Annotated in this window: 21 protein-coding genes; 13 read left to right on the forward strand and 8 right to left on the reverse strand. The window is 46.0% G+C overall.

All coding sequences use genetic code 11. The features are described 5' to 3' along the window. Positions 1-56 precede the first annotated feature (56 nt). Positions 57-581: a type 1 glutamine amidotransferase domain-containing protein gene (locus tag MHI01_RS28835; RefSeq protein ID WP_036614696.1), complete on the reverse strand. Its 525-nt coding sequence runs from the start codon at positions 579-581 to the stop codon at positions 57-59. A 276-nt stretch (positions 582-857) separates the two neighbouring features. On the opposite strand from MHI01_RS28835, the gene MHI01_RS28840 reads away from it, so the two are divergent. From MHI01_RS28840 to MHI01_RS28855, 4 genes are all read left to right on the forward strand, one after another. Beyond that, on the forward strand, positions 858-1,271 hold the full coding sequence (locus tag MHI01_RS28840; RefSeq protein ID WP_100527100.1) for a hypothetical protein: 414 nt from the start codon (positions 858-860) through the stop codon (positions 1,269-1,271). Positions 1,272-1,393: 122 nt separating this feature from the next. Next, positions 1,394-1,741, forward strand: coding sequence for a bacillithiol system redox-active protein YtxJ (ytxJ, locus tag MHI01_RS28845; RefSeq protein ID WP_036674876.1), 348 nt, complete (start codon positions 1,394-1,396; stop codon positions 1,739-1,741). A gap of 92 nt (positions 1,742-1,833) precedes the next feature. Continuing rightward, on the forward strand, positions 1,834-2,847 hold the full coding sequence (ccpA, locus tag MHI01_RS28850; protein ID WP_036614690.1) for a catabolite control protein A: 1,014 nt from the start codon (positions 1,834-1,836) through the stop codon (positions 2,845-2,847). 120 nt (positions 2,848-2,967) lie between these two features. After that, positions 2,968-3,663, forward strand: a complete 696-nt coding sequence (locus MHI01_RS28855) for a 5'-methylthioadenosine/adenosylhomocysteine nucleosidase (RefSeq protein ID WP_253501826.1) — start codon at positions 2,968-2,970, stop codon at positions 3,661-3,663. Between the two features lie 137 nt (positions 3,664-3,800). Here the strand turns inward: MHI01_RS28855 and MHI01_RS28860 are convergent, their stop codons facing one another. After that, positions 3,801-4,433 (reverse strand): GNAT family N-acetyltransferase, encoded by a 633-nt coding sequence (locus MHI01_RS28860; RefSeq protein ID WP_076318902.1) that lies wholly within the window; start codon positions 4,431-4,433, stop codon positions 3,801-3,803. A 296-nt stretch (positions 4,434-4,729) separates the two neighbouring features. Here MHI01_RS28860 and acsA point away from each other — a divergent pair, with 296 nt between their 5' ends. After that, the gene (gene acsA / locus MHI01_RS28865; RefSeq protein ID WP_340984666.1) at positions 4,730-6,454 is read left to right on the forward strand and encodes an acetate--CoA ligase; all 1,725 of its coding nucleotides are present in this window, start codon (positions 4,730-4,732) and stop codon (positions 6,452-6,454) included. A gap of 238 nt (positions 6,455-6,692) precedes the next feature. Here the strand turns inward: acsA and MHI01_RS28870 are convergent, their stop codons facing one another. The 3 genes from MHI01_RS28870 to rpsD all read right to left on the reverse strand — a co-directional run bounded on the left by MHI01_RS28870 (position 6,693) and on the right by rpsD (position 12,911). After that, on the reverse strand, positions 6,693-9,788 hold the full coding sequence (locus MHI01_RS28870) for a transglycosylase domain-containing protein (protein WP_340984667.1): 3,096 nt from the start codon (positions 9,786-9,788) through the stop codon (positions 6,693-6,695). A gap of 229 nt (positions 9,789-10,017) precedes the next feature. Beyond that, positions 10,018-12,123 (reverse strand): methyl-accepting chemotaxis protein, encoded by a 2,106-nt coding sequence (locus MHI01_RS28875; protein ID WP_340984668.1) that lies wholly within the window; start codon positions 12,121-12,123, stop codon positions 10,018-10,020. A 188-nt stretch (positions 12,124-12,311) separates the two neighbouring features. Next, on the reverse strand, positions 12,312-12,911 hold the full coding sequence (rpsD, locus tag MHI01_RS28880; protein WP_017687421.1) for a 30S ribosomal protein S4: 600 nt from the start codon (positions 12,909-12,911) through the stop codon (positions 12,312-12,314). Positions 12,912-13,376: 465 nt separating this feature from the next. Here rpsD and MHI01_RS28885 point away from each other — a divergent pair, with 465 nt between their 5' ends. From MHI01_RS28885 to MHI01_RS28905, 5 genes are all read left to right on the forward strand, one after another. Beyond that, on the forward strand, positions 13,377-15,368 hold the full coding sequence (locus MHI01_RS28885; RefSeq protein WP_340984669.1) for a sensor domain-containing diguanylate cyclase: 1,992 nt from the start codon (positions 13,377-13,379) through the stop codon (positions 15,366-15,368). A gap of 135 nt (positions 15,369-15,503) precedes the next feature. Further along, positions 15,504-16,361, forward strand: coding sequence for a hypothetical protein (locus MHI01_RS28890; protein WP_340984670.1), 858 nt, complete (start codon positions 15,504-15,506; stop codon positions 16,359-16,361). A gap of 111 nt (positions 16,362-16,472) precedes the next feature. Further along, entirely contained in the window at positions 16,473-17,588 is a 1,116-nt protein-coding gene (locus tag MHI01_RS28895; protein ID WP_076328038.1) for an aminopeptidase, read from the forward strand. A gap of 96 nt (positions 17,589-17,684) precedes the next feature. Continuing rightward, positions 17,685-17,930: an HPr family phosphocarrier protein gene (locus tag MHI01_RS28900; RefSeq protein ID WP_036614658.1), complete on the forward strand. Its 246-nt coding sequence runs from the start codon at positions 17,685-17,687 to the stop codon at positions 17,928-17,930. Positions 17,931-18,155: 225 nt separating this feature from the next. Beyond that, complete coding sequence (locus tag MHI01_RS28905; protein ID WP_036614657.1) at positions 18,156-18,449, forward strand: YlaN family protein; 294 nt, start codon at positions 18,156-18,158, stop codon at positions 18,447-18,449. A gap of 182 nt (positions 18,450-18,631) precedes the next feature. Here the strand turns inward: MHI01_RS28905 and cax are convergent, their stop codons facing one another. Next, positions 18,632-19,702: a calcium/proton exchanger gene (cax, locus tag MHI01_RS28910; RefSeq protein ID WP_036674882.1), complete on the reverse strand. Its 1,071-nt coding sequence runs from the start codon at positions 19,700-19,702 to the stop codon at positions 18,632-18,634. Positions 19,703-19,885: 183 nt separating this feature from the next. Between cax and MHI01_RS28915 the strand changes: the two genes are divergently transcribed. Then, on the forward strand, positions 19,886-20,248 hold the full coding sequence (locus tag MHI01_RS28915; protein ID WP_017687428.1) for an Asp23/Gls24 family envelope stress response protein: 363 nt from the start codon (positions 19,886-19,888) through the stop codon (positions 20,246-20,248). A gap of 128 nt (positions 20,249-20,376) precedes the next feature. Here the strand turns inward: MHI01_RS28915 and ftsW are convergent, their stop codons facing one another. Both ftsW and MHI01_RS28925 read right to left on the reverse strand, forming a co-directional pair. After that, a complete protein-coding gene (gene ftsW / locus MHI01_RS28920; RefSeq protein WP_127545425.1) occupies positions 20,377-21,666 on the reverse strand; it encodes a putative lipid II flippase FtsW in 1,290 nt (429 codons plus the stop codon). 13 nt (positions 21,667-21,679) lie between these two features. Then, positions 21,680-22,027 carry a YugN family protein gene (locus MHI01_RS28925; protein ID WP_036614650.1) on the reverse strand — a complete coding sequence of 116 codons (348 nt, stop codon included), beginning with the start codon at positions 22,025-22,027 and terminating at the stop codon, positions 21,680-21,682. Between the two features lie 210 nt (positions 22,028-22,237). Between MHI01_RS28925 and MHI01_RS28930 the strand changes: the two genes are divergently transcribed. Together MHI01_RS28930 and MHI01_RS28935 are read left to right on the forward strand one after the other, a co-directional pair. Further along, entirely contained in the window at positions 22,238-23,407 is a 1,170-nt protein-coding gene (locus tag MHI01_RS28930) for a M20 family metallopeptidase (protein WP_076318910.1), read from the forward strand. A 193-nt stretch (positions 23,408-23,600) separates the two neighbouring features. After that, positions 23,601-25,295, forward strand: coding sequence for a DNA repair helicase XPB (locus MHI01_RS28935; RefSeq protein ID WP_340984672.1), 1,695 nt, complete (start codon positions 23,601-23,603; stop codon positions 25,293-25,295). Positions 25,296-25,308 lie beyond the last annotated feature (13 nt).

Below are 25,308 nucleotides of genomic sequence, written 5' to 3' on the forward strand. Positions count from 1 at the left end.
GGGAAACTTGTTATATAAATAACCCCACTGTGCATGAGAGCACAATGGGGTTGTTTTTATTTGTTAGCGAGTGCATCACAGAATGCCTTGCCATAAGGTGGAAGGTCGGGCGGACGACGTGCTGAGATGATATGTCCATCAACAACAACGGCTTCATCTTTCCAGATGGCACCTGCATTTTCCATGTCATCCCGAATGCCTGGTGTAGAGGTTACTGTAACCCCGTCCAGAATTTTGGCAGAAATTAGCACCCAGCCCGCATGACAGATCTGTCCAATCGGTTTCCGGTCTGCATTCATTTCCTTTACAAGCTCCAGTACTTTGGGATAACGACGCAACTTGTCCGGCGCCCAGCCGCCTGGCACGAGAATGCCATCGTAATCTGAACTGTCGAGTTCATCGAAACTGTATTCGGCTTCAGCAGGCACACCATATTTGCCAATATAGGTTTTTCCTTTTTTCTCTCCGGCAAGATGCACTTCTGCACCTTCTTCACGAACCCGATGCACAGGGTACCACAATTCCAAATCCTCGAATTCTTCATCGACCAGAGCGATGACTTTTTTACCGGTTAATCTCATGTCCATCTCTCCTATTTGCGTTGATTAGGTCTGTTGCGTCTTTAATTGTAACAGATTCTCCAAGGGACTTCATGGAAGTGCATATTCAGTTTGGAGGAAGCGATTACAAGTCAGTAACTGCCTGCATTCGACAACCTTCATCTGGAGGGAGTGGTAATTTGTGCAACCTTTCGTTTATAGCAGGATTTGAGCCGAAATAGGTCGAATGGTACTTATATAGAGTATAGAACGAATGAGGTGATGGTGGTGCGCAAGTCGTGCAGATGTGGACATGTAATGGAGTTGGAATTAAGAACAGTGGTGTACGCCAAAAAAGTGGAGATTCGAAACGTACCCGTATTTGCGTGTACTGACTGTGTATCATATGAAGTGCTTCCGCCGGTCAAGCCGGACTTAACAGAATGTATAAACACATTGGGTGAACAGCCCGTGAAGCAAGACGTATCTTTTGGTGAACGTAATGAACTGGCGGACCTGTTTCATGAGCTACTGCTGGCCTGGCCGGATGCGACCGATCGGGAGATGGAACATCGTATGCAGCAAGCAGTGGAGGAGCGTATCAATCTGTTACTGGACATTATGGGTTACGCAACGAAGTCTGGTGATGCAGCGTGGATTGAGACCACGGAGCGTAGATTAAGTCAATTATCCGGATTTGTGTGGCAGGAGTACTTCTCAAATGCTGTCTAATTTTGACGTGTAAAATGCTTGTTTTCATGAAAATTGGCTTTTTCGCTCACTTTTTGTTAAGATATCGAAGAGTGAAAACGCTCAACATAGCGGTATTCCTGGTAAAGGGGGATGTATATCTAATGGCTGACATGACTAAAATGACAAGTATTGAACAGCTAAACTCCGCAGTGGAGGCTACCAAGGATCAACCCTTGCTTCTGTTTAAGCATAGCACGCGCTGTCCGATCAGCTCGAACGCTTATCAGGAGATGAACGATTATTTGCTTAACAATGCTAATGAACAAGTGAAATATGGCATCATCTATGTTGTGGAAGATCGCCCGGTATCCAATGAAGCAGCAGACAAGCTAGGTGTTAAGCACGAATCTCCACAGGCGATCCTGATTAAAAAGGGAATTCCTGTATGGCATACTTCCCATTCAGATATTACTAGAACCACACTTACGAATGTTTTGAGTGAGTCCTAAAGCCTATTTTAATTGATTAATGCAAAAATTTGTCGTAATATAAATCTTAATGAAAATGGTATGAAAATTTACTGGTAATGGAGAGAAGTACTGTGACGGTAACCATTTATGATGTGGCACGTGAAGCTGGAGTGTCTATGGCAACGGTATCACGGGTAGTTAATAATAACCCTAATGTCAAACCGCAAACGCGGAAAAAAGTATATGAAGCCATCGAGCGGTTGGGATATCGTCCGAATGCGGTAGCCAGAGGTCTGGCAAGTAAGAAGACAACCACGGTCGGGGTCGTTATTCCAGATATTTCGAACTCAACCTTCGCGGAGATTGCCCGCGGAATTGAAGATATTGCGAATATGTATCACTACAATATTATTTTGTGTAATGCAGACAAGAAGAAAGAAAAAGAAATTCGTGTTATTAACACGTTGCTCGAAAAGCAAGTAGACGGACTGCTCTTCATGGGTGGGACAGTAACGGACGAACACATTCAGGCGTTCCAGTCTGCGGCTGTGCCGATCGTACTTTGTGCAACAAGTGATGAGAAGGGCACATTCCCTTCAGTGGATATTGACCATGAGGCGGCTGCGTTTGACGCGGTAAACACCCTGATTCGTCATGGACACAAGGAAATTGCGATGATCAGTGGTACACTGCAAGATCCGGCGAATGGATATGCCCGTTTCCAAGGATACAAAAAAGCACTGGAAGCAGCGGGGATTGAATACCAGGAGGATCTTGTTCGAATCGGTAACTATCGATATGAATCCGGTGTGGAAGCAATGAAATATTTCCTTGGACTCAAGAAAAAACCATCAGCTATCTTTGCTGCTACAGATGAAATGGCCATTGGTGCCATTCACAGCATTCAGGATGACGGTCTGAAAGTACCGGATGACTTCTCCATTATTAGTGTGGATAACATCCGTATGGCTTCCATGGTGCGTCCTCAGTTGACAACAGTGGCTCAGCCAATGTACGACCTTGGCGCAGTAGCGATGCGTTTGCTGACCAAGTTGATGAAGAAAGAAAATGTGGAGAACCCACGGGTTATTTTGCCGCATGAAACGATTCTTCGTCTGTCTGTAAGTCACGCAGATGTAGTTTAATCGGGATTATATACAGTAAGGGAGAAGTCATTCTCTCTACATAGTGGATATGCGAAAGCTCCGGAGACGGAGCTTTTGTGCTGAATGAGGTTAAAAGTGAAAACAGGAGGTATTCGGAAGATGCGTGAAACGATTGGGATTATCGGAGCGATGGATGAGGAAGTCGAGCTTTTGCTGGCAGGTATGAAGCAGCTTGAGACGGTTAAACAAACCGGCATTACATACGTTGCAGGCGAGTGGCTGGGCAAGCAAATTGTCGTGTGCAAATCCGGCGTAGGTAAAGTAAATGCAGCGGTTACAACGCAGATCTTGATTGATCGTTTTCAAGTTAATCGCATTATCTTTACAGGTGTTGCGGGTGCAGTTAACCCGGAGTTGAACATTGGAGATATGGTTATATCGTCTGTATGTGTTCAGCACGACATGGATGTAACGCCACTGGGGTTCGCACGCGGGGTTATTCCTTACCAGGAGACATCTGCATTCCCTGCCGAGGCTTCGCTTATTACACTGGCTGAAGAAGCGTGTAAAGCTCAGGGAGCCAATTACCTGGTCGGTAAAGTGTTATCTGGAGACCAATTTATTGCGAATAAAGATACGGTTAACATGTTATATACCGAAATGGACGGTGCATGTGCCGAGATGGAAGGGGCAGCAGTCGCTCAGGTCTGTTACATGAATCGTGTACCATTTGTTGTCCTGCGTGGGATGTCTGATAAAGCGGATGGTTCGGCGCATGTTAACTTTGCTGAATTTACGGTTGAATCTTCCCAGCGTTCACATCGCATTGTGGAACATATGTTAGAAAATATGTAATGGCATAAATTACGATTGCAATGCTAACCCAAAATCAATGAAAAACCGCTCTTCGATTAGCTGTTCCATGAAGTATGGAGCAACGCTGCGAGAGGCGGTTTTTGTTATGTATATCGTTTTTCGAACAGATCATTGAATTAGTACATGAACCGATGGCGGAAGCGTACACGATCAAACTGTTCTTCCGATGTGATGGGCACCTGACTTCCGATACGTACCATCAAACAGTTCGCAGGATGTGAACAGATTTCTGGGTCGTCTGTTGCATACCAGGTCATGTCGATCGTTTCCATCAGCCTCTCCATCATTTTGCGATAATCCCATACGTTTAGTCCGCTTCCCTTCAGATCCCAATGCCAATAATATTCTGTGGTGAAAATAATGTAGTTCTCCATGTATTTATCTTCCAGAGCGGTAAGCAACATCTCACGTCCAATGCCAAGCGAGCGATAGTCGTCCGCAACCTCGATTGCCCCAAGCTCAATCAGATCAGTCATATTACCCTCGGACCAGCGTTCACAATCATCCGCATAGTGAAAGGTTACATAGCCGATAATCGTTTCATTTTCGTGTGCAATGATAATTCGCCCTTCAGGCAATGCTGCGATCTCGGCCAGAGCTTCCTGCTGCTCCGTTGGGCGCCGAAAGGCATCCAGATCTGGATGGAAGGCAAGATGGGTTATCTCCTCGGCTTGCACGGGACCTTCAATTGTAATTCGGTGGCCGGACTTGAAGATGGAACGCATATGATGTTCTTTGATATGTTCCATGGTTCATGCTCCTCTCTTTCCTACTTATAGAGGTTGTTCCAAAAAGAACGCTATAGCAAAAATCCAAAAAATTGAAAAGCCATAGACGACGATTGAAAAGATTTGCTATAATTGCGTAGACAAAAAATGTTCACAATTCAATACAGTATAGTTAACATCTGTTTGGCCGAGCAAGTACATGATGAGAAGTTCTCTCTACTAATGTAAGCGCTAACTGGAAGTTCAGTCAACACAAAGGCAATGAGAAGTGACCCCTAACGGGAATCGAAATGTCGAGTTGAAGGAGGCTGGCAAGCATGAGTCAAGCACATGGTGAGATGCTGCAAACGGTTGTGTCTGAATCTAATCTGGGCGATTACACGGAGGCGAGAAGCCGGTTCGATTGGGAATCAGTGGAAAGGCACTTTACGTGGCACGCCAGCGGAAAAGTAAACATGGCGCATGAAGCGATTGATCGTCATGTACTGGAAGGAAGGGGCGGGAAAACCGCTTTATTGTATAGCGATGCTTCACGTGAAGAGTCCTATACTTTCGCTGATCTGAGTGAACAGTCTAGTCGGTTCGGGAACGTTCTCCGCAAATATGGCATAGCCAAAGGGGAACGGGTGTTTATTTTTATGCCTCGAAGTCCTGAGCTGTATTTTAGTCTTCTAGGCATATTGAAAGCTGGAGCTATCGCGGGCCCATTGTTCGAAGCTTTTATGGAAACGGCTGTGAAGGATCGGTTGGAGGATAGCGGAGCAGTAGCACTGGTTACCACTCCGGAATTACTGAAACGCATCAAACGTTCCGAATTGCCCGAACTTAAACATGTATTTATTGTGGGTGGGGGCGCGCAGACTGAAGAAGGACTCATCGATTTTGATGCAGAGATGTCTGCCGCTTCGGATGAGATGGAAGTAGAGTGGCTGAATCGTGAGGATGGTTTGCTTATTCATTATACCTCAGGCTCTACGGGTAAACCCAAAGGGGTGTACCATGTTCAAAATGCCATGATTCAGCACTATTATACAGGTAAGGTTGTCTTGGATTTACGCGAGGATGATGTGTACTGGTGCACTGCTGACCCTGGTTGGGTGACAGGCACCTCTTATGGTATCTTTGCTCCATGGCTCAACGGAGTGACCAATGTGATACGGGGTGGCCGTTTCAGTCCTCAAGATTGGTACAGCACCATCCAGAAGAACAAAGTCACGATCTGGTACAGTGCACCAACGGCCTTTCGTATGCTGATGGGAGCGGGAGAAGAGACCATTGCCCAGCATGATCTGAGCAGCCTGCGTCATGTCATGTCTGTTGGTGAACCGCTCAATCCGGAGGTTGTTCGTTGGGGATGGAAAGCCTATGGTCAGCGGATTCATGATACATGGTGGATGACGGAAACAGGTGCACAGCTGATCTGTAACTATCCCGGAATGCCGATTAAGCCTGGCTCCATGGGACGTCCGTTGCCTGGAATCGAAGCAGCGATTATTGATGATCGCGGGCAGGAATTGCCGCCGTACAGTATGGGTAATCTGGCCATACGGGCACCTTGGCCATCCATGATGGCGAAGATCTGGAATAACCCTGCGAAATACGAGGAGTATTTCAGGCTTACGGGCTGGTATGTATCCGGTGACTCCGCTTATATGGATGAAGAAGGATATTTCTGGTTCCAGGGACGTATTGATGATGTGATTAATTCGTCAGGCGAGCGTATCGGCCCCTTTGAGGTGGAGAGCAAGCTCGTGGAGCATCCTGCGGTAGCTGAGGCGGGTGTAATCGGTAAGCCGGATGTGACACGTGGGGAGATCATCAAGGCCTTTGTGGCGCTTCGTGAAGGATATGAGGCGACACCGGAGCTAAAAGAAGAGATCTATCGTTTTGTTAAAGAGGGCCTGTCTGCCCACGCTGCTCCGCGTGAGATTGAGTTTAAGGATAAACTGCCCAAGACTCGTTCCGGAAAGATCATGCGCCGTGTCCTGAAAGCCTGGGAGCTTGATCTGCCAACAGGAGATCTATCCACGATTGAAGACTAACGCGACAGTGCTAGGATCATCAATGTGGTGCTATCGATACCGATACATTGAGTAGTGGGGAGAAGTTAATACTCTACGAAGCCAAATATAGTGACTCTACCCATTAAAATGGATTGTAAAAGCCTGCTTTATGCCAATGGCATGAAGCAGGCTTTTTGGCTGCTGTAAATACAAATAAAAAGCCGCACACTCAGATACAGTCTGAGGATGCGGCTTGTTTTGGAACGCTATGCCTGAATCAGGGTTGAAAATGTATGGCTGCAGAAGGTTCGGATTCACCCGCACTGTTGCTGGCAGATACCTTGAACCATCCACTGGTCGATGCGGGTACTCCATAATCCATGGTATTTCCCGCTGTTGTTCCAATTTTGGTATAAGGAGCCGAGCCTGTTTCACTGTAATATACAGTATAACTCTCTGCGTTTGGACTGGACGCCCATTGAATACGCAGTCCTTGAGTGAGGGCAGATACGCTGACTTGACCAGGTGTGCCTGGGGCTGTCGTTGTTGTATTATCGGTCTGCGTTTCTCCCGGCGTAATGACTGTACCTGGAACTTCAATCGGTTCATCAATCTCTTCTTCCACAGGAGGAGCTACACCAGCACTATTTACTGTAGCGCTAGGAGCAGACTCTCTGCCGGCAACATCCACTGCCGTTACATAGAAGGCGAAGTTACCGCCTTGCGCTGCATATGCAGCGAATGATCTGGATTCACCAGTCAGGACAACCTGACCCTGGTTCTGGAATCCTCCACCGTTTACAGAACGGTACAGACGATAACCCACGACATCATTTTCAGGTGTGGCATTAAATGTAATGACAGCTCTGTCACCTGAGGTTGAGATGCGTACGTTGCCTGGTGCATCAGGAGCTTTGCCGTTATCTGTCCTTGGATCAATCTGTGTTGGCATGTCTGCACCAGCATCTTCAGGAAGATAATAAGCAAGTGACTCATGTCGACTCATACGTGAGAATGCATTTTGCAATTCTTTGATGAGATCCGAGATTGGTTTTTTACGCTTGATTACTGTTTTTTCCTTCAACATGTCCGAAGGTGTTCCGTCACGCGGAATATAGTTTACACCATTATAAGTAATGTACCTGGCTTTGGCTACACCGTCATCGCTATCCTTCGGAACAAACTTGCTGTTGAAAATATCCGTAACAAATTTATCAGTCATGGATGTTGGCAACTTACCACTATATGCAGACACCGTGCGCGTTTCGATGCCAGATGGTTTTTTGAATGAATCCGTGACGAACAGATCTTTTTGCGTATCGATCACTTCGTTCAGAATTTTCGACCACAGTTGCTGCGCACGTTTTCTCTGTGATTTACTTTCCAGCGTATTCACGGGCTGTTTGTATCCAACCCACACGCCAAGTGTGACATCTGGGGTATAACCTTCAAACCAGACATCTGCGTAGTTTTGAGTGGAACCTGTTTTACCTACGATTGGCACACTCTTGGAATATTTGTAATTTTCACGTACTTTATCTGCCGTTCCTTCTGTAATAACGGTCCGCAGCATATCGGTCATCAGGTATGCTGTCTGCTCCGAGAAGGCTTGGACAGGTTCAGTATCGTGTTTATAGACAATGTTTCCTTTGGAATCTACAATTTTACTAATCATGTAAGAATCGTTATATACACCATTATTGGCGATAGCACCATAGGCACTGGTTAATTCTTCAACGGTTACACCGTATTGGAGACCACCGAGAACACCGGTCTGAGCCTGATAGTCTTCCTTCTGAATGGTGGTAATCCCCAGTTTCTTGGCGAAGGTCCAAGCCTTCTCGATCCCTACTTCTTCATTAAACAACTTCAGAGCCGGTATATTAAGAGAATAATTCAGTGCTCTGCGGGCAGTGACGAGTCCCTGATACCGGTTGTTGGCATTCTTGGCAATGTGGTAGCCGCTCGGACCATTTTTGAGAATGATCGGTGAGTCATCAATAATTGAAGCTGGCTGAACAAGACCTTCATCTAGCGCAGGAAGATAAGCGGCTATAGGTTTCATCGTTGAACCTGGCTGGCGTATCATCTGCGTTGCGTAGTTCATCTGTTCATCCTGGAAATCCCGTCCCTCAATCATTCCCAGAATAGCACCGGTTTTGTGATTAATCAGCATGGCAGCAGTTTGTTCTTTTCCTTTGACAGGATCATCTGCTGAGAAATTGCTGTCATCTTCCGCAATGGTACGCATCGTTTTGTAAATACTTTTGTTGATGGTCGTGTATATACGATATCCACCTGTCCGCAGTTGCGTCTGAGCTTCCTCTAATAATGCACTGCTTTCCTTCTGAGGTGTGTCTGCATCCGTAGCTTTGTCTGTAGATTCAGCTGTGTCGGAATTCAACTGTTTCATCAAAATCTGTGCAGCTTGTCGTTCTGTTTCCATCATAAGATATGGATAAGTGTTGTAAGCCTTGATGGTTTTCGGAGCGAGAGAGCTTTTGATATCAAAAGCAAGAGCTTTGTCATACTCGGTCTGATTGATTTTGCCCAGTTCAAGCATACGGCGTAGTACCAGATGCTGACGGTTGATTGCGCGGTCAAAATTCTCCTCTACAAAATCACCTTTACCGTTAAAAGCGGAGTAAGAGGAGGGGAGTTGTGGCAATCCAGCAAGATAAGCAGCTTGAGCGATGTTGATTTTTTCCAGATCGTTAATATTGAACAATCCTTTGGCTGCCGCTTTGATTCCGTAAACGTTGTATCCGCTGGAACCATTACCAAAAGGAACTTTGTTCAGATAGGCTGTCATGATCTCGTCTTTGGTCAGGAAACGTTCGAGTCGGAGTGAGAGCAAAATTTCTTTCACTTTCCGATCTTCCGTGCGATCCAGATTCAAAAACACACGACGCGCCAATTGCTGAGTCAGTGTACTACCGCCGGTTTGTACTGATTCTTTCAGCACTTTCTGTTTCACGGCACGCAGTGTTCCGCTCATGTCTACACCTTTATGTTCGTAAAAATGATTGTCTTCAATCGAAATGACAGCATCAATAACCTTCTGTGGGATCTGGTCCGTAGTGACCGGACGCCTGTCTTCTTCCGTACGTAATTGACCGATCGGACTGCCGTCGGCAAAGTAAGCAAAGCCTGTGATGGAGTTTTCGCTGACTTTTTGTTCAATCAGGGCCCTTGAACGGACAGGCTCGTCTTTCACAATGGAACTGACGTATCCCATCAAAGCACCGCCTACAAATAGTGCCCCCATAAATCCAAGGACAACCATCCATTTGACGAAACTTCCCAGTCTGCGGGCAAAGCTACGTTTGCGTACAGGCTGTTCATCGGGCTTTTTCTTATTAACATCAACCATTCAGTGTCTTCCTCCTTTTAACAGCACTTATTATAGCATAAAAAGGCGGGTTTGCATGCCTGAGAAATACAAGTAATGGTCGAAATTTGCCATTCTGCCATGCATTATGCTATATATCATGCGATATTGAAGCACATTTCATGAGTTGTAAGCCATAATAAGCAGGCCACCTCCATGCTGAGGTGCATAGGGTGGCCTGAATGATGTGTCGTAATGGAGGTCTTCTACATTAGGTTTTGAATCGTTGAATCAGCTCTAATAGTTCCTGGGTAAGATTAGCCAGTGAGGCAGATGCCGCTGTAATCTCTTCCATGGATGCGAGTTGTTCTTCAGAGGCAGAGGCGACACGAGTTGCGTGATCTGCTGTCTCATGACCAATGGTTTTGAGTTGCACTAACGTGGCATCAACCTGTTGTGATCCAGCTGACATCTGCTGCGCAATGGCTGAGACATGCTCAATCTGCTCATTAACATCTGAAATCTGTGATGAAATCGAGAGGAATAGTTCACCACTCTCATTAATCACTTCCGCTATATGGCTCACCTCGGCATTCCCATGTTCCATATTTTCAACGAGAGAAAGGACCTCTTGCTGAACGCTATGAATTAACGCTGCAATCTGCGCTGCTGATACTCTGGATTGTTCAGCCAGATTACGAATCTCGGAAGCAACAACACCGAACCCGCGCCCGTGTTCACCTGCTCGCGATGCTTCAATGGAAGCATTAAGTGCAAGAAGGTTGGTTTGACGGCTAACTTCCGTGATCATGCCTGTAATATGGCCAATCTCTTCCGAACGTTGGCGGAAATTCTCCAGTGCGGTCATCGACGTCTGCACAGAAGAAGTGGCACTATCGACCATACGCATAGCGGACTGAATCTTATCAGTTCCGATGGTTGTTCGTTCGGCCACAGTTCGCGATGAATCGGATACATCGGAGGCGGCCTTTGCAATTCTTCCGATCCCTGCAGATATTTCATTCATGGAACGGGAGGACTCTTGCAGCTCCTGCACCTGTTTACCTGCTTTATCTGCAAGTTCGACTCCTGTTAATGCAATCAATTCGGCTGCTTTACCTGTTTCTTCGGCACCTGCGGTCAACTGTTGAGAGGTGGAGCCGACAGATAAAGCATGTTCGGATATAACCGATATGGTATGACGCAGGGTATCCATCATCTGATTCATATGACCCGCCATGATGCCAAATTCATCTTTGGATCGTACAGGTAACTTTTGTGTCAAATCTCCGCCAGCCAGCTGTCCAGCGACGATATTAACTTGATTCAACTGTCTAACAATGGAGACGATGGTGTAGGTAACCACACCTGCAAGCAGAAGTACTGCCAGTGCGGCAATCAGTATGGACCAGTTCAAGCTGTCATAAAAGGGTTGAAGGATATGGCTCTTTGGCAGCGCCGATACAAGGTACCAGTTCGAATCTGTTCCTTGTAACCTGGCAGGCTCGGCAATAAATAGTTCTTCACCTACTTCAGGGTCTGTAGCGTAAAACTGAGACTCGCCAGACTGTATACGCTGAATGACTGTCTTCATTTCAGATGGAATTACGGCTCCTTCATTAGCCAGTTCCGGTTTGGAGCCGTGTGCAGCAATCTGTCCTTCACTAGTAATAAGCATGGCATAACCCTGATCCGGATTAAGTGATGCTATGTTTTGCTGAAAACGATCAATGGTAAAGTCGGCCCCCACAATGCCCAGAAAAGTTTTGTTTTCATCTAATAGAGGGAGGACAATCGAAACGAGCAGTGTTTCTTTTCCACCAACCGTGTAGGTAACAGGCTCGGACCAATAGATGGATTTGGTTTTCTTTGGCTGCTGATAGTAAGTACTAGTTTCACCGCTTCCCTCATAAGTAGGCATAGGTTCAAAATGCAGGGAGTTGCCATCACGTATAACGTATGGAACGAATCGACCCGTAGCATCATCATATTCTTTTTTGTTAATGTGCTCCGCATCGTCTCCATCAAAGGCATTTGGTTCCCAGCCCGTATAAAAGCCAAAAACTTTCTCGTCCTTCTTCAGATATTGTTCAAGGAGTCTGACGACTTCTTCACGGTTGAGTGATCCGTTCTGAGCGGCATCCAATAACGTGGTACTCATGGTGTCCAACGTGTTTTTCACCTGATTAATGTCAGTCATAAACTCATTCGTAGCCCGGTTTGCTGCCTGTCCAGCAACGGTTTCGCCGTACTGGAGGCTTTTGTCGTAAATGGACTTGGTGTTAAATGCAATCAGGGCTCCAATACAACAGAGTAATACGATCCCGAGTAAAAGTCCAAGCTTAACAGCGAGCTTGCGATTGCGAAAAAAATGCATGTTTTAATCCCCCTCGATGTCATTCTTGTGATGTATATATGGATGTGTGCTTCTCCTGAAGGGAGTCTATATTTTATATCGTTATTTACGTTCCTATAATGAAGATAATTAAAAAAAAGCATAGAAAAACAGCTGTCGAGAAAATCTCGACAGCTGTTTGGGTTGAAACTTTAATGTGATTGCAACGATTAACGGTTGTAGAACTCGACGATTTGTTTTTCATCGATGTCTTGGGACAATTCAGCACGCTCAGGCAAGCGGATGAATTTACCTTCTACAGCTGCTTCGTTGTATTCAACGTATGCTGGAAGATGCGAACGGCCTTCCAAAGCTTCTTTAATGGAAGAAAGAGCGCGGCTCTTCTCACGCAAGCCGATTACATCGCCAGTGCTTACTTGGTAAGAAGCGATATCGACTTTTTTACCGTTTACAGTTACGTGACCGTGTGCAACCAACTGACGCGCTCCAGCGCGGGAGTTAGCAAACCCAAGGCGGTAAACGAGGTTGTCAAGGCGGCACTCAAGCAAGAACATGAAGTTCTCACCGGCAATACCTTGCATTTTTTGAGCTTTAGAGAACAGTGTGCGGAATTGCTTCTCGCCCAAACCGTACATGTGGCGCAATTTTTGTTTTTCTTGCAATTGCATACCGTAGTTGCTGATTTTTCTGCGTTGGTTAGCTCCGTGCTGACCTGGAGGGAAAGGACGTTTCAATTCTTTGCCTGTTCCGCTAAGGGAAATGCCGAGGCGACGGCTCAATTTAAATTTAGGACCAGTGTAACGTGCCATGTTTAAAGTAGCTCCTTTTTAGTTAAAGTTCATATTAGGGCTCTGTTTGCGCTCCAATTTGTTGATGCGGGCTTGGCCACGCATAGAACGATCAGGAAAGTTCAGCCGCTGTCCTGAAAGCAACAAAAAGAATGAGGGTGACACAACCGGTAATGCCCAAATTTAAAGACCCATTAGTAGTCTTCATCAACAATTTATATTACAGTTTAAGAGAAACAAAGTCAAGCGCAGAATAAAAGCAAAAAAACGTCTAAATTTGTCGATAGGTCATTGGGCCTAAAATAATGGGACAATTTTCTGAAATATGGATGCAAAAATGGTTTAAACAGAGTAAAATAGATTGTATCTTAACTTTAAATCATCTTTATGTAACAAGGTTATCGCAACGAATTTGCAGGTTTGCGATAACGTCTGCAGATTAATGCATCCTGGTGGATGCAAAAACGGTGCAAAGGAGCGCCTGACATGTTAGAACATCTAAGAAGTTTACCTGCCAGCTTGAATTCACGAAGTTCGGGCGATTCCGCATCTTTTGCCGCTCCTCATTCTCATGAAGAGCATGTGTTGTGGATGCAAAAAATGGATATCACACCTTTTGATTTTTCATATTTGGGCAGCTTGCTAGAGCAGGCATACAGTGACTGGAACTCCAGAGTGGGTTCAAGGCTGGCCAGGACATCAACCTTTTACAGCGTGTGGAACACGGAAGGTGATTGCATAGGATACGATAGCGATCATGAAGCTGATCCGGGCGTAAATGCACGCAGACTGGTATTGGAATGTTTGGATAAGAGACAGGTCCTGTCCCTTAAAGGGACAAGCGAACACGGAGAATATCTTATAATAACACATCCCTTATTCTCCAGAACAAACGAGGATATGTTTGCTGTATTCACTGCTGTGATCTATGAATCCAATGGATATGAAACGTCTGAAGCTGTGGTTCAATCTGAGGCATTGCATTATCGCACCTGCTTTTACCGAAGATTCGAATACATATTTATGACGGACCTGTTACATGCTCATGAACAAACAGCTCGTGAGGAACACCGGAGGTCCATCCTCTTTCAGATTGTTCAGCGAATGCATGACAAAATGGATGTCGAGGCCATATTGGATGAGGTATTTGACAGTATGGATTACTTGTACCCGGCCACTTATATCAAATTGTATATGTCTCAGGATCAGAGCAACTCTGATCCACGGATTAAACCGTTGCTTGTCCACGAGCGAGGAGAAGATATTTGTGTGCGTTCATTTATGGAAGGTAAGCTGATCGTTGCTCGCTCACATGATGCAGAGAACCGCATTGTAGATGTAGGGATTCCACTGAAAGGCAAACAAGGCATATACGGTGTTTTCCATATCGAAATGAATGAAGAGATTATGGAAGAATCGGACTTGCAATTGATTACGATGATGGTAGACACTGCAGGAACGGCCTTTGAGAACGCCAAGTTGCATGAACAATCCAATATGTTAATTCAGGAACTTCGTTTAATTAATGATCTTACACAGCGGTTGAACAAAAGTCTGCATCTTTCGGAGATTTATCAACTATCCGAGCAAGAGTTAAAGGAAATATTCCAGGCTGAAACGTGTTGCATTCTTCAACTCAATGACAGTACCAATGACTTCGAAGTCATGTCATCTAACGTGAAAGATGTTTTTCACCAATCCTTTTCTGTAGACTACGGTATCGCAGGTTTGGTCTATCGAACAGAGGAACCGCTTATTATAGCCAATTATGCGCAATTTGATAAAGTGTCCTCCTTTTTCATGGAAGATACTGGATCCATGTCACTGATTGCATCACCGATCAGAGTCAATGGTGAAGTGAAGGGTGCCATTTTGCTGGGACACAGTAGAGAGCACTACTTTTCATATGATAACTATAGGCTCTTGCAGATGTTATCTATTCATATCGGGCTTGCCCTGTCAAATGCCACACTGCATGCCGAGGTTCGGCGCTTGGCTAATCTGGATATGTTGACAGGCCTGTACGTGAGGCATTATCTGGACAGTGTGATTCACGAGCGACAGGCTCATGAATTCTGTGGCTCCCTCATTGTGGTGGATATTGATCAGTTCAAACAGGTGAATGACACATTCGGACACCAGACGGGGGATCAAGTATTGAAGCAAGTGAGTGAGATCGTCACCAGCTCTGTTCGCTCGGAGGATGTCTGCGCCAGATGGGGTGGAGAAGAACTGGCGATCTATATGCCACAGGTGAGTGTAAGGCAGGCGTTAGATTATGCGGAAGTGATTCGAAAGAGAGTCGCAGAAGAGACCAGACCGCCCGTTACGGTATCCAGTGGCATCGCAGAGTGGAGTTGGATGGATGAAAAGGTCAGTGTAGAGTCCTTGTTTTATCGGGCTGATATGGCTTTGTACAGCGCCAAGAATGGTGGTCGGAACAGAATCGTTGTAGAGGAACAGGATGTAACACGTTAAGAGAGAACAATTCCAATTGCGGAGTCGTTCTCTTTTTTTTGTGCATGGGAGAATCAAGATGTGTATAGAAGGAAGTATAAGCGTATACGGGCGGGGCAATCTATGGAGAAAGTTCATGGAAGGGTGAAGATAGACATGTTTAACCGCCATTCGGTACGTACATTATGGTTATTTGTGAGCATCGTGATTATTGGTGTTCCGGGTTGTGGATTAATCCAGCGAGATCAAACGCCTGAAGAGGTCTTTTCCTTGGCTTTATCGGGGATAGCGGGAAAAGAAACGTTGAGTTTTGAAGGAGAGGCAGGACTTCGACGAGAAAACAGTGGGCTGTTTGAGAATCAGTTCAAATTCGAAGGCAAGCTGGAGAATCATGATCGTCTGACCCTTCAGACCCGATTACCTGGAGAAGTAACTGCTGTGGGGACAGGCATTCAAGCAACTGCCGTAAAAAATAATGGACAGCCCAGTGGGTTTAGCGCCTCTTTCGAGCGGAAACAAGGGCAATGGATGGCATTGTCAGCGCAGCATGAGCCGCTGCGTGGGTCTCTTTCTCGTTTTAATCCAATTGCCCAATTGGAGAAGATCGATGGGATGCACAAAACCATTCAATCCGAGTATGGTGCTGGTCGTCGAACCAGAACATTACGGATTGAACTTGCACCGGAAGACGCCAAATCATGGGCTGTAACCCAGCTAAACGACGAGATGAACGCCATTCGGGCAGAATATATGCATAAGGCAGCTACGGTGAAAGGGACGCGTAAGGAGAAGCTTGAGAAGGATCTGGAGAAAGTTTGGACACAGGGTGAAACCACGATGCAACAGATGATGAAACAAGCGAGCGTGCAGACGGTATATCATCTCACGGTAGATCGGAAGAGCAGTCTGCCTCTTCGCTTATCCTCTGAAAGTCAGATGAGTTACACGGACAACAACCGTAAAAGTAACAAAGAAGCCCTTGTCACCGATGTTAACTTCAAGTCATATCAATAAACGAAGTGAGGGACTGCCTGCTGACGGGATGACTGTTCGCGTGCTACAATAGTATCGTAATTTACCGTTGTTCAATTCAAGTATGGCAGATGACAGGAGGATTTTACCAAGATGAAAGACCCAAGAATTCAAAAGCTTGCAGCAAACCTGGTGGGCTATTCAGTAGATGTACAGCCTGGTGAAAATGTTTTGGTTGAGATGATTGGATCGGAACGTGATCTGATTAACGCTATTATTGAAGAGGTAGGCAAAAAAGGTGGTAACGTCTTTGTACAGTTGACCGATAAAACCGTACAGCGTGCGATGCTGAAAAATGCCACAGAAGAAATGATGAAAACATGGGCAGAGATTGATCTGAACCGTATGAAACAGATGGATTGTTATATCGGTATTCGTGCGGGAGAAAATGTGAATGATCTGTCCGATGTGCCGGAAGAAAAAATGAAAATGTACAATTCATTGTACTCCCACCCGGTACATAGTGAACAACGTGTCAAACATACGAAATGGGTTGTACTGCGTTACCCTAACGCAAGTATGGCGCAACTCGCCAATACAAGTACAGAAGCGTTCGAAGATTTCTACTTCGACGTATGTAACCTGGATTACGCCAAAATGGACAAAGCGCAGGACTCGCTTGCTAACCTGATGAAGCGGACGGATAAAGTTCGTATCACCGGACCAGGAACAGAGCTGAGCTTCTCCATTAAAGATATCGGTGCAGAGAAATGTTCTGGCCAAAAAAATATCCCGGATGGCGAAGTGTACAGTGCCCCTGTGCGCAATTCCGTGAACGGAACGATTAGTTATAACTCGCCAACCCTGTATAACGGAGTGACATTTGAAAATATCAAGTTCACGTTCAAGGATGGCAAAATTGTTGAAGCGACAAGTAACGATACAGAGCGTTTGAATGAAATCCTGAATTCGGATGAGGGTGCTCGTCATATTGGTGAATTCGCGATTGGATTTAACCCGCATATTCTTCATCCGATGAAAGACATCCTGTTTGATGAAAAAATCGCAGGCAGCTTACACTTTACGCCAGGTCAGGCTTATGAAGAAACCGACAATGGCAACCGCTCGTCTATCCACTGGGATCTCGTATTGATCCAGCGTCCGGATTATGGCGGCGGGGAGATTTATTTTGACGATGTGCTGATTCGTAAAGACGGTATCTTTGTCATTCCTGAGCTGGAATGCTTGAATCCGGACCGTTTGAAGTAGGAACAGGATTTTGCTGTTGCTAGGAAAGCGGATTCACGGTATCATGTAGTGGTAATTAATAGATGATACCAATAGTAAAAAGACGGAGGGATTCCTATGTCGAGTAATAACGCGGCTGTAGTAGAAATTGCTCAAACAGCAGGCAAGTTTACTTCTTCAATCGTGCTTCATTCGGAGAACAAGTATATCGATGTAAAAAGTATTCTCGGATTGTTTACAACGCTGATCAGCACGCACAGCTATGAACTGCATGTTCATGGTCCAGATGCAGTTGAAGCAAAAGCAGCCATGTCAGAAGTATTTGCCAAGCATGGACTGAATGTAAGCATCGCATCTGAGTAATAGCTCTCAAGAAGCACCTTTGCCTTTTTTGGCAGGGGTGTTTTTTGGCATGGAATGATCTGAATACTCGTCTGGACGTGACTGGAACAGGTGGATTAAGCTTCAACAAAAGGCTTAACTTTGCGGGCTTATTTTGGTCAGGTTCTTGTATTAGCTCTTCATTTCGTCTAATATTAGAGGTAGAACGTCTTTACGCGATTTTTGGGACATAGGGGGGAAAAATGCATGACTTCATCTGATCTGCAGGACCAGCTGAGTTTGAAAGCGATCAGTCTTCTTCAAGAAGATGCAGATAAAATACAGAAGCTTATTGAAGTACAGATGGAGAATCTGGCTACCCGCTACTGCCCTCTCTATGAGGAAGTATTGGATACACAGATGTATGGGTTCTCCAAAGAAGTTGATTTTGCTGTTCGTGCAGGGCTCCTTCCAGAAGGTGCAGGTAAGCAGCTGGTTAGCGCGCTTGAGCGGAATTTGGCAATTTTATATGAAGCCTTGAACAAGAAGAATGAGCAATAGCCTGCAAATGCGCGGGTCAGAATAGAAGGCATGCAGGCGTTTATGCATGCTTTTTTTGTGCGTCTGAACGGGATGGGGATACAAGCCAGCCGGAAGGCGTATACAAGCAAAGAGACAGCTCCAAATGTAAATTCGGGCTGCCTCTTGTGGCTTATAATTTTAATCGCTACGTGAGGGCCTGGTTACACCAGGAAGAAGGATACACCGAGTATGATATATACGACGAGCAGGAGTAAACCTTCGTACCAATTCGTTGAACCATCTTGGGTAATGGACTTCGCAATAAATACGGATACGCCGATGGCGACCAGTTCAATCGTTGTGAATACGATATCCATGGTTCTGCCTGTGAAGTAGCTGACAAAAATCAGTACAGGAGCAACGAAGAGTGCGATCTGCAAGCTGCTGCCGACGGCAATTTCAACGGCGGCTCCAATTTTATTTTTCATGGCAAGCATGATGGCTGCACTGTGTTCGGCCGCATTACCGATGATGGCCACAAGGAATGCACCGACAAACAGTTCGCTAAGTCCAAATTCCGAAGTGAAGACTTCGAGCGTGCCCACCAGCCATTCACTGACGAAGGCAACCATGACTGTTGCGAGCACCAGATAGAGGATTGATTTTTTCTTGGACCATGCTGGAGCATGCTCATGAGGTAGCTCTTCATCGCGATCCTCAGTGACGTCTGCGAGGTAGTTCTTATGTGTCACCATGGAGAATAGCAACCACGCAATATACGCGAGGATGAGCAATCCGGCCACGATGAGACTAAGTGTATTGGTGTCTTTCTGTGTAATGGAATGTGTATTGAGAAAGACTGCCGGAATAAACAGGGCAATGATGGCAACAATCATCAGGGAACCATTCAGACCTGCAAGGGAAACATTATAATTCTGAATTTTGAACTTGAGTCCTCCGGCAAAAATACTTAACCCGAGCACTAACAGCAGATTTCCGATGATGGAACCTGTCAGACTAGCTTTGACCATGTCGAACAGCCCCTCTTTGACGAGGAAAATGGCGATGATCAATTCGGCAGCATTGCCGAAGGTGGCATTCAAGAATCCACCTAGCCGCTGTCCGGCGTAGTGGGCTACATTTTCGGTGGCTTTGCCTAAAAAACCGGCCACAAAAATAACCGAAATGGCTGATATCACGAACTGTAGAATCGAATCCCATTTCAAGTAGTGGGCGATGGCACTGAGTGCAAAGAACGCAATCAGCAAAATGGATGAAATCCGGTTTCTCACAACAAACACCTCGGTTATAAATTATTTTGTTTTGAATAACACTGTAAATCGCTTATGAGATTATTTTCATATTTCAATATAACCAAATGGTGGTAGGTTGTAAACGCATCTTTTTGAGTTTAATTTGCTTTTTGGGGTGGAAAGGATTTAAAATACGAGTAACGAAGTGAAGGAGGATGTGGCATGGCAGAACAACTTCAACTGGAGAGCGGAAACATCCGGATTGCCGATGACGTGGTTGCAAAAATCGCCGGAATGGCTGCAATGGAAACACCCGGAATTGCCGCAATGTCTGGAGGATTGTCAGAGGGCTGGGCGAAGCGACTCAGCGGTAAAAACGTACAGAAAGGCGTAAGCGTTGAGGTCGGCCAGCTGGAAGCAGCCATTGACCTGCGCATCATCGTCCTGTACGAAACCCCGATTCATGAAGTTTCCCGTATGCTTCAGCAGAATGTAAGAGAAGCGGTAGAGACCATGACCGGATTACGCGTGGTTGAAGTCAATGTAAAGGTAGAAGGCGTATCTTTCAAAGGCGACGATCTGTAGAAATCGCAATCCGCAATGGAGGACAGAGTCATATTGACCTGTTCTTCATCTTGATAGACAGAATAGTAATTAGTACACAGAAAAAGGCTGCGCATCCATTGGGTGCACAGCCTTTTTTGAGTTGCTTTTTATCGAATCCGACGGATGGACTCCCGTGAACGAAGAGCAGGAGAGGTACGAGTCTGTGTCTGTACAGTCACGGACTTCGTTTTCTCTTCCTTGATCACGTCCAGATTGTTAGTACGTGAGATACTGAGCAGAATGCCCATAGCAACCATCATCACAAAGAGTGAGGTACCCCCATAACTGATAAATGGAAGCGTGACCCCCGTCACCGGAATGGTCTGAGTTACACCACCAATGTTGATAAATGCCTGAATCGCGATCAGTCCCATGATACCTATGCCGACCAATGTTCCGAATGGATCGGGACAGCGAAGAGAGACAATGATTCCTCGCCAGATGAAGTACAGGTAAACAAGCAGGAATAAGGCACTTCCGATGAATCCGAGTTCTTCACCAATTACGGAGAAAATAAAGTCATTATACGCATTTGGCAAATAGTGCAGCTTCATCGTACCTTGTCCAATCCCGGAACCTGTCATGCCACCATCACCAATGGCAACAAGGGAACGGTAAAGGTTAAGACTTCCGCCATTAATATCGGATAATGGATTTAAGAAAGCTTGAATACGTCCGATCTTGTAGTTCTGCTCCGCAGTCACTGCTGTTGCAGCAGTCGTTGTGTCGGAAGGAGACATGGAAGAAAACAGGGAGTTCGCTCCGAACGCCAGTGCTCCACCCAGTACAACCAAGAGAATCGAACCCAGGATATGTTTCATACTGGCTCCACCGGCATAGATCAAGAGACCACAGGTGGACACCAGGATGAAGGTGGTACCGAAGTCTGGTTGCAGCATAATCAGTCCTGCGATGAATCCAACGATGAACAGGACGGGAAAATACCCTGTCTTGAGAACTCTAAATTTCTCGCCTTTTTTGGTAATCAGAGCAGAGAGGTACAGAATAATAGCAATTTTGGCAAACTCGGCAGGCTGAAGACTGAAGCCGACAATTTCAATCCAGCTTCGGGCACCGTTTACCTTCTTACCTGCGACCAACACAATGAGAAGCAGTACCGTAGTGAACAGAAAAAATGGTGCATAGAGCTTTTTGTACTTGTTGAAGCGGATATTCATGGCAAAAAACATGCCAAATAGACCGATAATCGCCCACATAAGTTGTTTTTTCGTGAAGTAAAGGGCATCATTGTTAAATTTTTCGCTTGCGATTGCAATGCTGGAACTGGAGCTGAATACCATCACCAGTCCAAAGCCCACCAACAATAAAGTGAGGATTAGCAGTTGAAAATCCGGCGTGCCTCTCTTCGTTTTCGTTTGGGCCGTTTGTTGTTTCATCGTTTGGCCCAGCCTATGCTTCCAGCAGTTCTTTAAGCTGCTGTAATTTTTGGGCTGCCAGCTTCACGACTGGTTGCGGAACGGAAGAGTCATAATCCAGGCCGTGAGGGAAAGTGGCTTTGCCAAGGTATACTGCTTCAACAGCAAGAACGGTATCCGGTTTTTCCAATTTGCCTTCCACAGCGCGGGTATTAATGCGTACAAAGTATTCTGAGTTGGTTAGTTCATCTTCAATTTTGTAGTCATATGTAGCACGGTAATATTCCCATTGCCACCGGACAAATCCGACTTTCTCGGCGCTCTCATCCAGGTATGCCAAGTCGCTCTTCAAGCCATCCAAGCCTGTATTCTCAAAAATCATAAGCGTTTGATCCTCCTCATAAGCTTCCGAGTATAATTTCTCGAGTATTTCTCTAGTTCATGATAGTATGTTTCCCCTTCCCGTGCAAGCTTTCCAAAGGCGTTTCGTATCGGTTTTCTTCCAATTCTGCTACAATATACAGCAATAGGTTTGAAGAGGAAGGTTCGGGCTTGATCCAAGTCCCGTTCAAGATTGAAAGGGTGGAGAGACATGACTAATAATATATGGTGGGAAGATCTGCAGATCCACATGGTGGAATGGCGGCGTCACCTTCATCGCAATCCAGAGGTTTCCTTTCATGAGGAGAAGACATCCTCTTTTGTAGCGGATATGTTGGAGAGCTTTGGCGTTGAAGTGAGGCGCCATGTTGGTGGCCACGGGGTCATCGGTACCATTCGTGGGGACAAGCCGGGTCCTGTCGTCATGCTGCGAGCTGATATGGACGCACTGCCAATTCAGGATGAGAAGAATATCGAGTATGCATCACAACAAGCAGGAGCAATGCATGCATGCGGCCACGATGGTCACATCTCAATCTTGCTCGGTACGGCATTGTATTTCAGCCGTCACAAGCAGGAGATCCAAGGCGAGATTCGTTTTTTGTTCCAGCCAGCAGAAGAACTGCTTCCGGGTGGTGCAGTTCAGGTCATTGCGGATGGTGCGCTTGAAGGCGTGGATGTCATATATGGCATTCATCTGTGGACTCCGCTGCCTGTAGGTGTTGTTGCCAGTAAAGCAGGACCGATGATGGCGGCGGCGGACGATTTTTACATTGAGATCAAAGGCAAAGGTGGACATGGCGGGATGCCACAATCCACGATAGATAGTCTTATCGCGGGTTCTGCGCTTGTGATGCAGCTTCAGACCGTTGTCAGTCGTTCGGTTGATCCATTGCAACCCGCGGTGCTGACCATTGGTACAATGCAGGCGGGCTCGGCTCAGAATGTAATTGCAGAGCAATGCAAAATGAGCGGTACGGTAAGAACGTTTGATGAAGAGACCCGAAACGGGATGAAAGAGCGCGTGCTTACCATGGTAGCCCAGACAGGGGCAGCATATGGAGCAGAGACGCAAGTGAAATATATTATGGGATATCCGCCTGTGGTGAACGATGAACAGGAGACAGCACGTTTCTTCAGAGAAGCTACAGAATTATTTGGGGCAGAACGAGTGCAAGCATCCCCGATGCTGATGCCAGCGGAAGATTTTGCGTATTATCTGCAGAAGGTTCCAGGGTGCTTTATGTTTGTTGGAGCAGGTAACCCGGATAAAAATGCGATCTATCCGCATCATCATCCGATGTTTGATTTTGATGAAGACGCGATGCAGACGGCCGTGAGATTATTTATCGCCATGGCTAAAGGTTACACAGCCGAATGACTTTAGATGCAGTTGGGCATCCTGTTCATACCGAGGTATGGGCAGGATGTTTTTTTGTGGATTTTATAGATGTTGTTCAAAAAGTCCACTTTTCGGTATTGAAAACTAGACTTTTTGAACGTGCACTTTATAGAGGTTCATTTTCGGAAGCTGCCGGAACTGGACTTTTTTTGTGATAGGAGGAAGGCTCCAAATGGAAGGAACAGAACATACGGTAAGGACAGATGCTTGTATCGTTCAGCGAGATTTTACAGTTTTGCTGGAAGTTGGTCACCCCGGATTCGAAAGAGCAAGAGAGCAGCTTGGGATGTATTCAGAACTGGTTAAGACACCAGCAGCGTTTCATACCTACCGAATCACTCCGTTATCGCTCTGGAATGCGGCTGCGCTGGGATGGAATGCAGATCAGGTCATCGCAAGTTTGGAGCTGGTATCCCGCTGGAACGTGCCTGCTGCACTGATACAGGATGTTCGGAGAATCATGGATCAGTATGGCAAATTAAAGCTACATTCCGAAGCAGATCACACCAGAATGCGTCTTTACAGTGAGGATGAGCGGTTGCTGGATGAATTAAGTGGATTGAAAACAATAGCTGCCTTTCGCATGGAACGTAAGGACGCTCATGAACTTCTGCTCCCAGGAGAACAGCGAGGGTTATTAAAAAGGGAATTAACACGATTGGGTTACCCCGTACTTGATTACGTGGGATATCGGGAGGGAACCAAGCTTTCATTTGATTGGCGGTCTAATGATCCGGGGGACCACTCTGAGAGGTTTGCGCTGCGTTCTTACCAGAGAGAGGCTGTGGATGCATTCGAAGGCAGTGAGGGCATGGGAGGAAGCGGTTTACTCGTACTTCCTTGCGGGGCAGGAAAAACAGTCATTGGCATGGCCGTGCTGGAGCGGCTTCAATGTGAATGCCTTATTTTGACGTCTAATACAACGTCTGTGCGACAGTGGATTCAGGAAATTCAAGACAAAACCACGATTACCAGTGAACAGATCGGTGAGTATTCCGGTCAGAAAAAACAGGTGAAACCTGTGACTGTAGCTACATATCAGATTCTTACACACCGGAAATCAAAGGATGCTGATTTTACCCACATCAAACTGCTCAGTGAGCGGCAATGGGGGCTGATCATATATGATGAAGTACATTTGCTGCCAGCACCAGTGTTTCGTGCAACTGCGGATATTCAAGCTACGCGAAGGCTGGGATTGACGGCCACCTTGGTTCGAGAGGATGGCTGTGAACAGGATGTGTTTTCGTTGATTGGTCCAAAGCTCTATGATATGCCTTGGAAACAATTGGAGCAGCAAGGGTGGATTGCCGATGTACAATGTCAGGAGATACGTATCCCGCTTTCCCCGGAACTAAGATCAAATTATCTGCAAGCCGAGGTTAAGCACCAATTTCGATTGGCTGCCGAGAATCCGGCGAAGGTACGTGTAGTCAAGCGTTTGCTGGAACGTCATCGGGATTTGCCTGCGCTAGTGATTGGACAATATCTGGATCAACTTGAGTTGATTGCCCGGGAAATTGAAGCACCTTTGATCTCGGGCACCATGTCACAGCAAGAGCGAATCAAGTGGTTTGCCGCTTTTCGACGTGGAGAGATTAAAACAATTGTGGTATCCAAGGTTGCCAATTTTGCTGTGGATTTGCCTGATGCTGCTGTTGCGCTTGAGATATCCGGGAGTTTCGGGTCAAGGCAGGAAGAGGCACAGCGTTTGGGGAGAATTCTGAGACCAAAAGCTGGAGAAAACAAAGCATATTTCTATGCGTTGGTATCAGAGGATAGTAAGGAACAGGAGTTTGCATTAAACCGTCAGATGTTCTTGGTGGAGCAGGGATATGAATATGCTATCGTTCATGAGAACGAATAGTTCATTTATACTC

This window comes from Paenibacillus sp. FSL M7-0656, assembly GCF_038003225.1.
GTDB lineage: Bacteria > Bacillota > Bacilli > Paenibacillales > Paenibacillaceae > Paenibacillus > Paenibacillus amylolyticus.

Bases quoted from the DNA above. Each gene is read 5' to 3' on its own strand.
- MHI01_RS28855 (WP_253501826.1), top strand. From the start codon at position 2,968: ATGCGTGAAACGATTGGGATTATCGGAGCGATGGATGAGGAAGTCGAG.
- MHI01_RS28890 (WP_340984670.1), top strand. From the start codon at position 15,504: ATGTTTAACCGCCATTCGGTACGTACATTATGGTTATTTGTGAGCATC.
- acsA (WP_340984666.1), top strand. From the start codon at position 4,730: ATGAGTCAAGCACATGGTGAGATGCTGCAAACGGTTGTGTCTGAATCT.
- MHI01_RS28915 (WP_017687428.1), top strand. From the start codon at position 19,886: ATGGCAGAACAACTTCAACTGGAGAGCGGAAACATCCGGATTGCCGAT.
- ftsW (WP_127545425.1), bottom strand. From the start codon at position 21,666: ATGAAACAACAAACGGCCCAAACGAAAACGAAGAGAGGCACGCCGGAT.
- MHI01_RS28930 (WP_076318910.1), top strand. From the start codon at position 22,238: ATGACTAATAATATATGGTGGGAAGATCTGCAGATCCACATGGTGGAA.
- ytxJ (WP_036674876.1), top strand. From the start codon at position 1,394: ATGGCTGACATGACTAAAATGACAAGTATTGAACAGCTAAACTCCGCA.
- MHI01_RS28860 (WP_076318902.1), bottom strand. From the start codon at position 4,433: ATGGAACATATCAAAGAACATCATATGCGTTCCATCTTCAAGTCCGGC.
- rpsD (WP_017687421.1), bottom strand. From the start codon at position 12,911: ATGGCACGTTACACTGGTCCTAAATTTAAATTGAGCCGTCGCCTCGGC.
- MHI01_RS28835 (WP_036614696.1), bottom strand. From the start codon at position 581: ATGAGATTAACCGGTAAAAAAGTCATCGCTCTGGTCGATGAAGAATTC.
- MHI01_RS28875 (WP_340984668.1), bottom strand. From the start codon at position 12,123: ATGCATTTTTTTCGCAATCGCAAGCTCGCTGTTAAGCTTGGACTTTTA.
- MHI01_RS28900 (WP_036614658.1), top strand. From the start codon at position 17,685: ATGTCGAGTAATAACGCGGCTGTAGTAGAAATTGCTCAAACAGCAGGC.
- MHI01_RS28895 (WP_076328038.1), top strand. From the start codon at position 16,473: ATGAAAGACCCAAGAATTCAAAAGCTTGCAGCAAACCTGGTGGGCTAT.
- MHI01_RS28870 (WP_340984667.1), bottom strand. From the start codon at position 9,788: ATGGTTGATGTTAATAAGAAAAAGCCCGATGAACAGCCTGTACGCAAA.
- MHI01_RS28885 (WP_340984669.1), top strand. From the start codon at position 13,377: ATGTTAGAACATCTAAGAAGTTTACCTGCCAGCTTGAATTCACGAAGT.
- MHI01_RS28925 (WP_036614650.1), bottom strand. From the start codon at position 22,027: ATGATTTTTGAGAATACAGGCTTGGATGGCTTGAAGAGCGACTTGGCA.
- MHI01_RS28935 (WP_340984672.1), top strand. From the start codon at position 23,601: ATGGAAGGAACAGAACATACGGTAAGGACAGATGCTTGTATCGTTCAG.
- MHI01_RS28840 (WP_100527100.1), top strand. From the start codon at position 858: ATGGAGTTGGAATTAAGAACAGTGGTGTACGCCAAAAAAGTGGAGATT.
- MHI01_RS28905 (WP_036614657.1), top strand. From the start codon at position 18,156: ATGACTTCATCTGATCTGCAGGACCAGCTGAGTTTGAAAGCGATCAGT.